The sequence below is a fragment of the Celeribacter neptunius genome, from assembly GCF_900113955.1.
In the GTDB taxonomy this organism is placed as follows: Bacteria; Pseudomonadota; Alphaproteobacteria; order Rhodobacterales; family Rhodobacteraceae; genus Celeribacter; species Celeribacter neptunius.
The window spans coordinates 337,981-350,667 of sequence record NZ_FORH01000004.1; the positions used below are offsets into that span (position 1 = coordinate 337,981).

At 60.1% G+C, this 12,687-nt stretch carries 12 protein-coding genes; 8 read left to right on the forward strand and 4 right to left on the reverse strand.

All coding sequences use genetic code 11. From position 1 onward, the window contains the following. Positions 1-30 precede the first annotated feature (30 nt). From flgK to BM151_RS12610, 3 genes are read left to right on the forward strand one after another with little or no spacing between them, the layout of a single operon-like run. The gene (flgK, locus tag BM151_RS12600) at positions 31-1,488 is read left to right on the forward strand and encodes a flagellar hook-associated protein FlgK (RefSeq protein ID WP_090061070.1); all 1,458 of its coding nucleotides are present in this window, start codon (positions 31-33) and stop codon (positions 1,486-1,488) included. A 1-nt stretch (position 1,489) separates the two neighbouring features. Continuing rightward, positions 1,490-2,506, forward strand: a complete 1,017-nt coding sequence (locus tag BM151_RS12605; RefSeq protein WP_090061071.1) for a flagellin — start codon at positions 1,490-1,492, stop codon at positions 2,504-2,506. Then, on the forward strand, positions 2,503-3,606 hold the full coding sequence (locus BM151_RS12610) for a flagellar basal body P-ring protein FlgI (protein ID WP_090061072.1): 1,104 nt from the start codon (positions 2,503-2,505) through the stop codon (positions 3,604-3,606). Before BM151_RS12605 ends, BM151_RS12610 begins: the two co-directional genes overlap by 4 nt. Before the next feature lie 446 nt (positions 3,607-4,052). On the opposite strand, the gene fliP is transcribed toward BM151_RS12610, so the two are convergent. The 4 genes from fliP to fliF are packed head-to-tail and all read right to left on the reverse strand — an operon-like array spanning position 4,053 to position 7,346. Next, complete coding sequence (gene fliP, locus BM151_RS12615) at positions 4,053-4,790, reverse strand: flagellar type III secretion system pore protein FliP (protein ID WP_090061073.1); 738 nt, start codon at positions 4,788-4,790, stop codon at positions 4,053-4,055. A gap of 6 nt (positions 4,791-4,796) precedes the next feature. Beyond that, positions 4,797-5,075: a FliM/FliN family flagellar motor switch protein gene (locus BM151_RS12620; protein WP_090061074.1), complete on the reverse strand. Its 279-nt coding sequence runs from the start codon at positions 5,073-5,075 to the stop codon at positions 4,797-4,799. Continuing rightward, entirely contained in the window at positions 5,068-5,706 is a 639-nt protein-coding gene (locus BM151_RS12625) for a FliH/SctL family protein (protein ID WP_090061075.1), read from the reverse strand. The genes BM151_RS12620 and BM151_RS12625 overlap by 8 nt, the downstream gene beginning before the upstream one ends. After that, positions 5,706-7,346 (reverse strand): flagellar basal-body MS-ring/collar protein FliF, encoded by a 1,641-nt coding sequence (gene fliF, locus BM151_RS12630; RefSeq protein ID WP_090061076.1) that lies wholly within the window; start codon positions 7,344-7,346, stop codon positions 5,706-5,708. The genes BM151_RS12625 and fliF overlap by 1 nt, the downstream gene beginning before the upstream one ends. A 126-nt stretch (positions 7,347-7,472) precedes the next feature. Here fliF and BM151_RS12635 point away from each other — a divergent pair, with 126 nt between their 5' ends. The 5 genes from BM151_RS12635 (at position 7,473) to BM151_RS12655 (ending at position 12,480) form a co-directional block, all read left to right on the forward strand. Then, positions 7,473-7,973: a flagellar basal body-associated FliL family protein gene (locus BM151_RS12635; RefSeq protein WP_090061077.1), complete on the forward strand. Its 501-nt coding sequence runs from the start codon at positions 7,473-7,475 to the stop codon at positions 7,971-7,973. A 10-nt stretch (positions 7,974-7,983) separates the two neighbouring features. Then, positions 7,984-8,415 (forward strand): hypothetical protein, encoded by a 432-nt coding sequence (locus BM151_RS12640; protein WP_090061078.1) that lies wholly within the window; start codon positions 7,984-7,986, stop codon positions 8,413-8,415. Continuing rightward, positions 8,412-9,056 (forward strand): MotE family protein, encoded by a 645-nt coding sequence (locus BM151_RS12645; RefSeq protein ID WP_090061079.1) that lies wholly within the window; start codon positions 8,412-8,414, stop codon positions 9,054-9,056. Before BM151_RS12640 ends, BM151_RS12645 begins: the two co-directional genes overlap by 4 nt. A 77-nt stretch (positions 9,057-9,133) precedes the next feature. After that, on the forward strand, positions 9,134-10,003 hold the full coding sequence (gene motA, locus BM151_RS12650; protein WP_090061080.1) for a flagellar motor stator protein MotA: 870 nt from the start codon (positions 9,134-9,136) through the stop codon (positions 10,001-10,003). A 62-nt stretch (positions 10,004-10,065) separates the two neighbouring features. After that, positions 10,066-12,480 (forward strand): tetratricopeptide repeat protein, encoded by a 2,415-nt coding sequence (locus tag BM151_RS12655; RefSeq protein WP_143093096.1) that lies wholly within the window; start codon positions 10,066-10,068, stop codon positions 12,478-12,480. Positions 12,481-12,687 lie beyond the last annotated feature (207 nt).

Sequence of the window (12,687 nt, forward strand, 5' to 3'; positions counted from 1 at the left end):
AGAATGGCCTTGGGGGCAGGAGAATAGACTATGAGTATCTCGAATGCTCTGGCGAACGCGTTGACGGGGTTGAATGCCGTCTCTCGCGCGGCCGACGTCGTGTCGTCCAATGTCGCCAATGCTATGACCGAAGGCTATGGACGGCGCGATATCGAATTGACATCGCAACAATTGGGACGGACCGGCTCAGGTGTATCTGTTGTCGGTACGACCCGCTACTACGACCCGGTGACGACCGGAGAACGCCGCGACGCAGATGCCGGGGTGGCGCTCGAAAATACGCGCGCAGATTTCTACGACACCTATGCCTCGGCCATGGGGCAAGCCGATGAGGCCTCCTCGATTGCGGGGCAGATCACCGGCTTGGAAACCGCGTTGATCGAGGCGGCGAGCCGTCCCGATTCCGATGCGCGGTTGAGTTCGGTCCTGACCTCTGCGCAGAACCTGAGCGAGCGGATCAATTCCGCTTCCGACAAGATTTCGGACACGCGCATGGCCGCCGATGCCGAGATTGCGACGACGGTCGATTATCTGAACAAGTCTCTGCAACAGGTTGTGGATCTGAACGTCGCCATTCAGGCGCAGGTCACCCAAGGCTATGATGCCAATGCGTTGAAAGACCAGCGTCAGGTTCTTGTCGACAATATTGCGAAGCTCGTTCCGATCAACGAGGTCCCGCAAAAAAACGGGATGATCTCGCTCTATACCTCCGGCGGCGTGTTCTTGGTGGATTCCAAGGCGGCGACGCTGGAATTCAACCGGACGCCGACCATTACCCCGGACATGACCGTCGAGAGCGGCGCATTGTCCGGGCTCTCGATCAATGGCCATCCGGTGACGACCGACGCGGAACGCGGTCAGATCGCCGGTGGCGAACTCGCCGGGCTGTTCGAGGTCCGCGATGAGCTGGCACCACAGGCACAGGTCGAACTGGATGCTCTGGCCCGTGATCTCATCGAACGTTTCCAGACCACCGATGCTGACCCGACCCTTCCGGCCGGTGCGGCGGGCCTCTTCGCCGACGGCGGTGCCGCTTTCGATCCTGCGAATGAGGCGTCACTGGCCGGTCGTATTTCCGTCAACACGCTCGTCGACCCGTCCCAGGGCGGCGACCTGTGGAAATTGCGCGATGGTCTCGGCGCGACTGTGGAGGGGGATCAGGGCGACGCCACGATTCTCAATTCTCTGACCGAAGCGCTGCAGGCGACACGGGTCGCCGCGTCCGGTGGCATGACCTCGGTCGAGCGTTCGGCGCTCGGCTTTGCGTCAGAAGTCTATTCGCTCGCGCAGACCAGTCAGCTCAATGCGGAGGCGAATCTCAGCTATGTGTCCGCGCAGCAGGAGACCCTTGTGGGGATCGAACAGGCCCATGGCGTCGATACCGATTACGAGATGCAACAACTGCTGATCATCGAGCAAAGCTATGCCGCGAATGCCAAGGTGATTCAAACGATCCAGACTCTCATGGATCAGTTGATGGGGATCTAAAATGACTTCAATTTTCTTCGGAGATATGGCAGCGGCCACCCGCAACATGCGGATGACGACGCAGGTCAAACAGAATCTCGATCAATACACCTATGAGGTGGCCAGTGGACAGAAATACGATCTGGCCGCCGCGGTTTCCGGTGACTTTTCACCCTTGGCGTCGATCGAAAGATCTCTGCGCACGCTGGAATCCTACGATCTCAGCATCCGTGAGGCGGGGCTTTTTGCAACTTCGATGCAGTCCGCTCTGGAGACCGTGTCGGGCCATGTCGAAGAGGCCTCGACCGATCTTGTCGTCGCGGCGGACCGCGGGGACGCGACGAGCCTCTCGGTGGCCGCCACCGATGCGCATACCCGTTTCGACTCCGTCGTTGCGACGCTCAATACCCGGATCGGGGATCGTTCCCTGTTCAGCGGGGCCGCGACGGGCAAGACATCGCTGATGTCCTCAGATGAGATGATCACCGAATTGCAGACGGCCCTGGTCGCTGCCGGTGCGTCCAGCGTGGCCGATGTCGAGGCGGTGGTGGATGACTGGTTCATGTCCGCCGGTGGCGGGTTTGAAACCGTCGGGTATCGTGGCTCGGATACGCCCCTGTCTGCCTTCAGCCTCGGGGATCAGGATTCGGTGCAGGTCAAGCTCACCGGCGACGATGACGTTCTGCGCAAGACCCTCAAAGGGCTGGCCATGGCGTCCCTGGTTGACGAGGGTCTTTTCAGCGATGATGTGACCGCGCGGGCGCAGGTCCTGCACAATTCGGGCGAAGCCCTGATGGGCGCGCGCGCCGGCGTCGCCGACCTGCAATCGCAAGTGGGCAGCATCGAATCCCGCATTGAAGAGGCGAAGGTCGGCAACAGCACCATGACCTTTTCTTATGAAACGGCGAAATCCGAAATTGTCGCAGCAGATCCCTACGAGGCCGCCTCGTTGCTGCAGCAAACCGAAACCCAACTCCAACTGATTTACACGCTCACAGCGCGTATGTCGCAACTCAGCCTTGCGGATTACATTAGATGATCAGAACTTTCATCGCTCTACTCCTCGCAATTTGCCTGACCGGTGCAGCCTCGGCGAATCCCATTCGAATCAAAGATTTGGTGGAATTCGACGGGGTGCGCGGCAACGATCTCGTGGGCTACGGCCTCGTGGTCGGTCTGAATGGCACGGGGGACGGTTTGCGGAATGCACCGTTCACCGAAGAAATCATGTCCAACATTCTCGAACGCCTCGGCGTGAACGTGACCGGCGAGCAATTCCGGCCGAAGAACGTGGCCGCCGTCTTCGTGACCGCGACCCTGCCGCCGTTCTCGCGCGCAGGCGGCCAGATCGACGTGACCGTGTCGGCTATTGGCGATGCCAAGAGCCTCTTGGGCGGCACGCTGGTGATGACGCCGCTGAATGCGCCCGATGGCGAAATCTATGCGGTGGCCCAGGGCACGGTGATCGCCGGTGGCGCCTCGGCCCAGGGCAATGGCGCCTCGGTGGTGCAAGGGGTGCCGACCGCCGGGGTGATCCCCTCGGGCGCGCGCGTCGAACGCGAGATCGATTTCGATTTCACCAAGCTGAAATCCGTCCGGCTCGCCCTCCGGAACCCGGATTTCACCACCGCCGAACGGATCGAAAATGCGATCAATGCCGATTTCGGTCGGGTGGTGTCGCGCATGCTCGATGCCGGCACGGTCATTCTCGACGTCAAGGCAACGAAAGAACTGTCGCCAGCCCACGCGCTGGGCCGGGTTGAAAACATCTCGGTCCAGCCCGAGATCAAGGCCCGCGTGGTGGTGGATCAACGTTCCGGCACAATCGTGATGGGGCAGGATGTCCGGATTTCCAATGTCGCGGTCAGTCAGGGCAATCTGACGCTCAGGATCGAGGAAGAGCCGCTGGTGGTGCAACCCAATCCCTTCTCGGATGGTGGCACGGTGGTCGTCCCGCGGACCCGCGCCTCGATTCAGGAAGAGCCGGGGATCGGGCTGGCCGAGATTCAGGAGGGGACCTCGCTCTCCGAGGTGATCGCCGGGCTCAACGCGCTGGGTGTCGCGCCGCGCGACATGATCGACATTCTCAAAAGCATCAAGGCCGCCGGTGCGCTGCATGCGGAGTTCCTGGTGCGCTGATCGCGAAAGGGGGCCTTCCGTTCAGGGGCCACCGAAGCGCAAAGCGCACGAAGTCAGGCAAGATAAATCAGGCAAGATTCTGAGAGGCACGTTGGGGGACCCCAGCGTGCCTTTTCTTTTGCCGCCTTCTGTGGAGGGGGCAGGGAAGGTGGCATCTGTCTTGGCCACGCCGCGCATATGGCTTTGCGAGCTTGGCGGCTGCCTCCGGGACGTGTCTTGCCGGGTGGATCGACACCGCCGTGGAACGGTACCGCCCTGAGACGGGGTCCATCTCTCCGTCAGAATCGTCTGGATGAGCGCTCTGAAGCGCTGAACCGATCGGCTGCGCCTGATCTGGGAGCTCTCAGAGGGAGGTCGAGTGCGATGTATACGCAAAGGAAAACCGCAGGGAAGGCCCCCTGCGGTTCATCGATCTGTGCCTGTTCGATCTGGAGAGAGTTGAAAATTCAGAAGTAACTTCGCACGAGCGCGCTCGAAATCAGGGCCCAGCCATCCGCGACCACGAAAAACGCCAGTTTGAAGGGCAGAGAGACGATCGCCGGCGGCACCATCATCATCCCCATCGACATCAGGATCGCCGAGACCACCAGATCGATGATCAGGAAGGGCAGGAAGATCAGGAAGCCGATCTGAAACGCCCGGGCCACTTCCGACAACAGGAAGGAGGGAATGAGCAGCGACAGCGGTGCATCGCGGGTCACGCCCTGGACATCGGCGAAATCGGTTCGCAGATCCTGAAGTTCGGCAAACGTGTCCGGGTCGATCCGGTTGGCCATGAAGCCACGGAAAGGGTCGACAACCAGCGGAAAGGCTTCCTCGAGCGTCACCTCATTGTTGACATAGGGCTGAACGCCGGTGTCCCAGCTCTGCATGAACACCGGTTCCATGACGAAATAGGTGAGGAACATGGCGAGGCTGACCATCAACATGTTCGGTGGCGATTGCTGTAACCCGATCGCCTGTCGCAGGATCGACAGCACCGTCACGATGAACGGGAAACAGGTGAGCGTCACCGCGATGCCGGGCACGATGCTCAGGACCGTGACCAGGATCAGGATCTGTACCGAGCGGGTGGCGAGAGAACCGTCATCACCCAGGTTCAGGGTGACATCCTGCGCCAGGGCAGCCTCACTCAGGCCCAGAACAAGGAGGGCCGCCGTGAGGAGCAGAAGGAAAGGTCGCATGACGCCTCACAAGCCGTTTTTGAGATCGGCAACCTCGGTCAGGCGCACGGCCAGCTGACCGGCCTGTCCACCTTCCATTTCCTGCAATTCGCCGCGGGCGATGAGCTTGTCCCCGACATAGAGCTCGACCGGGTCCTCGACATTGCGATCGAGGGGCAGAATGCTGTCGTTCTGCAGCTTCAGCAGATCCTTGACCAGAGGACGGGCCTTGCCCACCGAGATGGTGATTTCGATCGGCACCTGGGAAAAGGGATTCGCGTTGCCGTCGTCAGTATGCTCAACCATGTTTCATGGCCTCCTCATTCAAGGCATAGACCGCATTGATGGCCTGACCGATCTTTTCCACGGCGGCATCCATATCGATCTTTTTCTCCAGCTCGCCCATCCGCAGATAGACCTGACCTTCTGCCAGGCTGGGTTCTTCGACAATTTCCAATGGTATGGTTAACGAGTCGTCAATGAGACGCTGAATTGCTGGGCGCGAGGCCGGCGCGAGTACGATTTGGATCGGCGCGTCGGAAACCTCTTCGGCCAGAGGCAGCAATTCCTCGATGATCGTCTGGCCCAGAGTGTCCGAGACCAGCTGCGGCAGGACCTTGGTCACCATTTCCGACAAAAGCGGCTCAAGCGCTTTCATGATATGAGAGCGCGCCTCGTGAAATGTGAATCCGAGATCCTGAAGATTGCGGGCAAACTCCGCGCCGATTCGCGACTGGTCTTCGCCCTCTGCGCGGGTGGCGTCGTCCCAGCCGGCCTTGTAGCCCTGTTCATAGGCCGCCATGCGATTGGCTTCGATTTCTTCCGGCGTCGGACCTGCGGGCACTTGCGGTGCGCCCACTGGCGCCGATTGACGGTGGCTCCGCGGATCCTTGCGGGGCGCGGCCCCGAAATCTTCAAGGGAAAAGCGCGCGGTCATCAAACATTTTCCTCCGTGTCTTCCATCCAGCTGCGTAGGATTTCAACGGTTTCATCCTGGCGGTCCTCGATCATCTTTTTCAGACGCTTGACCGGATCGTTGGAGATGCCGATCTCGTCATCCCCGAGGTCGAAATCGGAGACCACCCCCATGGTCGGCAGTTCAAAGCCGCCATTGGAAACCTCCCCATTCAGAGCAGGCAGCGACGATTGCGGCAGATCGGGAACCGGGATCGTGGCAGGCAGGTTTTGTGCCTCGCCCTGTGGAGCAGGCGCCGGGGCGGGCAGGGCGGTGGCTGGTTTCGACAGAATCGGGCGCAGCACGAAAAGACCCAAAACCAGCGTCACCACGGCCAAAACGGCCAGTTGAATGATCGACATGAGGTCGAGGTTGATCGCAGAGATCAGAGAGCTTTGCACCGCGGTGCCTTCGACCGGAACCGGTTGGAATTCCATGGTCTTGAGCGTGATCTGGTCGCCGCGCGCCTCGTCGTACCCGATTGCCGAGGCGACAAGATCGCGCAGCGCGTCAAGTTCTTCCGGGCTTCGGGGCGCCCAGCTGGCGGTCTGGGTTGTCGGGTCCACGGTGGTGATGCCATCGACCAGGACCGCGACGGTCAGGCGTTTGATCGCGCCGGGGCCGCGCTGGATCTCGCGACGGGTCTCGGAGACCTCATAGTTGAAGCGTTCGCGGGTCTCGCTGTTGTTCGAGCTCGAATCGCTGCCACCGGCCCCGGCCCCATTGGGCAGATTCGAGGCGACGGTGACCGAACCGCCGCCGCTGTCTTGTGAGGAGTTCGTGCGGGATTCCGTTTCCGAGCTGATCGCCACGCGGCTGTCGGGATCGAACTTGCGCTCGACGATCGATTCCTGATCGGTCATGGTTTCGAGCGAAACCTCGACGACGGCCTTTCCGGGACCGACACGCGCTTCGAGAAGCCGTTCGACATTCTTGCGCAGCTCTTCGCTCCGGTCGGAATTGGTGGTGGCCCCGGTTTCAGCCTCGTCTCCCGACACGACGACACCGGTCCGGCCATCGATCACGGCCACCTCTTCGGGGGTCAGCCCTGCGACGGCGGAGGCGACGAGATAGCGAAATGCCTTGGCCTGTTCCGAGGAAATCGGGCCACTGATCGCGGTCACCGTGACAGAGGCGGAGGCGGCGATCTGACGTTTGAACGGTTGTGAAGACGGGTTGGCAATATGCACACGGGCGGAACGGATCTGTTGCGACGAGACGATGGTGCGGGCGATCTCACCTTCTTTGGCGCGCCAATAGGCTGCATCGAACATCTGGGAGGTGGTGCCGAAGCCGGAAAGCGAATCGAGCAGCTCATACCCGCCGGTGGAATTGGCCGGCAGACCTTCGGAGGCGAGCGTCATGCGCAGCTCATCGCGCTGGTTGCCGGGAACGAAAATGGCACCGCCGCGAATCTCATAGTTGACGCCCTGGGCCTCGAGCGATTGCACAACTTCGCCGGCTGGGCCGCTCTCCAAACCCGAATAAAGCAAGGCCATGGAGGGTTTGGTCGCCAGACGCGACAGTCCGAGAATGGCCGCGAACATAAGGACAGTCGCGCCCAGCACGATAATGCGGCGTTTGGGGTCGAGATTAGACCAAACCGAAAAGATCTGTTGCAAGACGACACTCCTTGGATGTGCGGGCTTCTGCCCCCGTCCGTATTAGAAATGTCTGATCAGCCTTAACAATCGGTTAGCTACCTTGCGGATAAAAGGGATTCGGAAAGAATTTTTCTGGATGGACCCATGGCTGAAGAAGAACAGCTGGAAGAAGAACCAAAGAAGAAGTCGAAATTGCCCCTGATCCTCGGGGTGGTCTTGATGTTGGTTTTGGGCGGCGGCGGATTTTTCGCTGTCTACTCGGGCATGTTGTTTGCCCCAGCAGAAGTACATGAGGAGACGGATCTGGCCACCATGGCCGAGGAACCTGTGGCGCCGCTGCCCAGTGTGGCTTTCGTCTCCGTGGAACCTTTGATCGTCAATCTCATTGATACGACCGGGCGCGGGCGCCACCTGAGGTTTCAGGCCCAGCTCGAGGTTCCGATGCAATATGAACAGGAAGTCATCACACTTCTGCCACGTGTGGTCGATGTTCTGAACGGGTACCTGCGTGCGGTCGATGTGGCCGAGCTGGAAAATCCCTCCGCTCTGGTGCGTTTGCGCGCACAGATATTGAGACGTCTTCAAATTGTGGCCGGTGAAGGCCGGGTGAAAGACGTGCTCATCATGGAATTCGTGATCAATTGAGGAGACGGACATGGAAATGATTGCAGATATCCTCATGATTGCCGGGACGATTTCGGTGGCCATCTATTGTGTGGTTCTGGCCCGGCGGTTGAGCCGTTTCACCGATCTTGAAAAGGGCGTCGGCGGTGCGATCGCGGTCCTGTCGGTCCAGGTGGATGATATGACCAAGACCCTGACCCAGGCTCAGAAAACCGCGGGCGGTTCGGCCGTGAAGCTGGAAGAGCTCACCCAGCGTGCCGAAGACGTGTCGCGGCGTTTGGAGTTGTTGATCGCATCGATGCACGATCTGCCGGAAGCGTCTGCACCGAAAGCGCCCTCTGCCTCCGCGCAAGCGGCGGCCCAGGCGACAGCGGACCGCGCCGCCGAAGAGGCGCTCGACCGTGCCTTTGAAGCTGAGACCGTGTTTCTGAGCAAAAGAAACCGTGTGGAGGCCGCAGAATGACCAAAGCCGCTGCCCAATCCAAAGAGGCGAAAGCCAAATCGAAACCGAAAGTGAAGCGGAAGCTGCGGTCCGGGCGTGGCGCGCTCTGGATCATCGCGCTTGTACTGGGTTCCTCGGCGGTCATTCGCCTGGCCTCGGGGACCGGCGCGGCAATTGCGCGTGAAATGTCGGAATTGTCGCATGGGGATATGCCCCAGGAACAGGTGGCAACCGCGGCCTTGTGCAAAACCGATGAGGAAACCGCGGCCCTGCTCGAGTCGCTGATGAGGCGCGAGCGCGATGTCGAGGACAAAGAGCTTCTGATCGCGCAAAAGATGAAAGCGATCGAAGTGGCGCGTGCCGAGGTGCTCTCGAACATGAACGCGCTGAAAGAGGCCGAAGCGAAGCTCGAATCGACGATGGCGCGGTCGCAAAATGCTGCCGAAGACGATCTGGCCAAGCTGACCTCGGTCTACGAATCGATGAAGCCGAAAGACGCGGCAGCCCTGTTCGAGGCGATGTCGCCGGATTTCGCCGCCGGCTTCCTCGGCCGGATGCGTTCGGATGCGGCAGGGGCGATCATGGCAGGTCTGAAGCCTGAAACAGCCTATACCATTTCCGTCATTCTGGCTGGCAGAAATGCCAAGGCCCCGACCGAATAATGGTTAATGTGGCAAACTTTCTTAAGATTTTCATGGCAGGTTGACGCTGTTTGCAGCCAGATATTGAGGACTAAAACATGATCGGTATCGTCGGTATTCTACTGATCTTCATCATGGTGTTTGGCGGCTATATCGCGGCCGGCGGGAAGCTCGGAATCATCCTTAAGTCCCTGCCTTTCGAATTCATGATGATCGGCGGCGCGGCGGCCGGGGCTTTCGTGATTTCCAACGATATGTCCGGCATCAAGCATACGCTCAAGGACATCGGCAAAGTCTTCAAAGGGCCGAAATGGAAGCCGGAGGATTACAAGGATCTTCTGTGCCTTCTGTTCGAGCTCATCCGGCTGGCGCGTCAGAACCCCGTCGGTCTCGAAGAGCATATCGAGGCGCCGGAAAATTCGTCGATCTTCACCAAATATCCGAAGATTCTCAGCGACAAGGAAGCGGTTGCGCTGATCTGTGACACGCTGCGTTCCGCCTCGATGAACTATGACGATCCGCATCAGGTCGAGGAAGTGCTCGAAAAGCGGCTCGAGGCCAACCTGCATCATGCGCTGCATAGCTCGCATGCGATGGCGGCGATTGGCGACGGTCTGCCGGCACTCGGTATCGTGGCCGCCGTGTTGGGCGTGATCAAGACCATGGCCTCGATCGACCAGCCACCCGAGATCCTTGGTAAAATGATCGGTGGTGCCCTTGTCGGGACCTTCCTCGGGGTGTTCCTCGCCTATGGCATCGTTGGTCCTTTCGCCGGCAAGATGCAGACGGTGATCGAAGAAGACGGGCATTTCTACCAGCTGATCCGTGAGGTGCTGATCGCCAATCTGCACAATCATGCGACGAATATCTGTATCGAAGTGGGTCGCCAGAACACGCCGGGCCATTGCCGTCCGAGCTTCTCCGAACTCGAAGACGCTCTGAAAGAGGTCAAGTCGGAGGCAGCATGATCAGGCTCTTAACTCTTCTTCTCGCCCTCAGTCTGACGCCCTTTGCGTCAGCGCGCGCGGAAGTGGTCGACGTTCTCTCCGGAGAACATGTCGACTTTTCGCGTTTGGTGATGCAATTCCCGACGGCAGTCGACTGGCAATTCGGTCGCACCGCTGATGGCAGCTATGCGTTGCGTGTGGACGCGCCCGACGTGAGTTTCAACACCACCGGGGTGTTCAACAAAATCCCGCGCAGCCGGGTCGAAACCCTGTCCTCGGGCGCTTCGGAACTGATCGTGACGGTTCCGGGAAATGTCCATGCCGACGCGTTCGAACTGCGTGCGGGCCGGATCGTCATTGATATCAAGGATGGGCAACCGCAGGCGAATGCGGCCTTTGAAAAGATCCTGGATGCGACGGCGCGGAATGCTCCGACGCCCGTGATGAGGACGCCGCTGGCCAGGCCGGTCGACCCGGAGGCCGGGCAGGAGACTGTCGTTGCCGACATGGCGCCACAGACGGTCACGGCACCCGATCCGGTGACGGAAGAGGTCATGCCGAGTGCAACCACCGAGGACCCTGGCAGCGACGTGCTGATGTCCGGCGCAGGACAAGAGCATGTTGGTACAGTGGTGCGCGAGGGGCTGGACCCGCTCGACCGGGTCGAGTTCCCGATCATTATGCCCGGGAGCATGCCGAATGGCGGTGCGGAGACGGCTCCGATTTCGGTTGGCAATGCCGCGCTGGACGAGGAATTGGTACAGCGGTCCGAACATGTCGAGGAGTTGCAGAAACAGCTTCTCGAACAAATCGGTCGTGCCGTGTCTCAGGGTCTTCTGGATGCGGATATCACCAAGACGGAGCAGGCCGTTGAAGAGACACAGGCCTATCAGTCTGAACAGGAGGCAGGTGCAGCAGCCGCGGCGCAGCAAGCGGCGGTGGAAGAGCCGCTCTCCGCAGAGGACCGAAGCCATATTCGCATCCAATCCTCGATCGATCGGGAACAGAAGAATCGCGATGAAGAGAGCCGGGTCGATGATCGCGGCACCCAATGCCTGAGCAGCGGGATGATCGATGTTGCCGCTTGGGGCGGGGCTCTGGAAGACGGTTTGGAGTTGCCCGCCCTGCGCGCGGCGACGATCGGTGAGTTCGACCTGCCGAACCCGGACGGGGTCAAGCAACTTGCCCGTTACTACATCTACCTGACCTTCGGGGCCGAAGCGAAATCCGTTCTGAAGGATTTCGGCGTGACGGTCGAAGGTCATGACATTCTTTGGACACTCGCCGACATCATGGACAAGGGCTATGCCGAGAAGCCGGGTCGCCTGGCCAATCAGTTCCGCTGTGATGGCGCCGTGGCCTTCTGGTCGGTGATGGCCAAGGAAAAGCTGAACGACTGGGAAGAGTATAATATGGACAGTGTCCTGGGGACCTTCTCCGCCCTTCCCATTCATCTGCGCCGGTTCCTCGGCCCGAAACTGTCGGAGCGTTTTCTGGCGATCGGTGACGAAGACAGCGCCAAGAATATCCAAAGTGCCATCGCCCGGGTCGAAGGTGACCACGGGGATGCATTCGCCCTTCTGGATGCGGAGCTCAAACTCGCGGACGGTGATGTGCCGAGCGGGGTGGGCCAGCTCGAGCTCATCGTCGGGGAAAACGGCCCCAAAGCGCCTGAAGCGCTGGTCAAACTGATCGCGACCCAGGCGGCGGAAGGCGGTCCCATCGATCGCAGGACGGCCGAGAATGCCGAAGCCATGTCGGTCGAATTCCGTGGCAGCGATTATGAGGCGACATTGCGCAAGGCCGCCATCGTCGCCCGGATCTATTCCGGCGATGTGGATATGGCACTGCGTCAGGTTCTGTCGCTGCGCGCCGATGAGATCGGGGATGCCGGCGATGTTTCTGCGCTTCTGTCGCAATCTCTGGAAGTGCTGGCCGGCGATGCGGATGATCCGACCTTTTCGAAACTGGCGCTGGGGCATCTCGATGAGATTTCCCATGCCGCGATCACCGATGACGCGCGTCTGAAGGTTGCGGAACGGCTTGTCGACATGGGATTCTTTGATGCCGCCCTGTCGCTCATGTCCAGATATTCCGATCAGGATGACGCGGCTGCCAAGATGACCCTGGCGCGTGCCTTCTACGGCGAAGGGGAAATGGAGGCGGCCATCCGTTACGCCGGTCAGGTCACATCTGATGATGCGAAACGGCTGATGTCGAAGGCCTATTTCCAGCTCGACGATCCGAAAAAGGCGGTGGAGGCGCTCGACGGGCTTTCCGCCGATGCGCAAAGCGATGCCCTGTCTCTGGTTGCCGAGGACTGGGGCCGCCTGGAACGCTCCACCGAGCCGAGCCTCGCCGGTCTGGCCGATGTGGTGACCAAGGACACAGCGGCGCCGCAGACCGATGAGAATGGCGTTCCGAGCCTGTCGAGCGTCGAAGATCTCCTGTCGAACAGCCGCGAGATGCGCGATGCGCTGGAAGCGGTGCTTAACTAAATTTACGTTTCCTCAAGGACCTGTATACACTTTGTAAACCACGCCCGTCGTATTCTGGACTCCATAGGAGCAAGAATTGCGACGGGTGATGGAAATGCGAAGTGATTCCATGATGTTGATCCGCTGTCTCATCCCATTGGGATTGGAGCGCGGATTTTTTTCGGATCGGTCGGAAGGCTGTGATCCGTCCCGCCGCGAAAGCGTCAT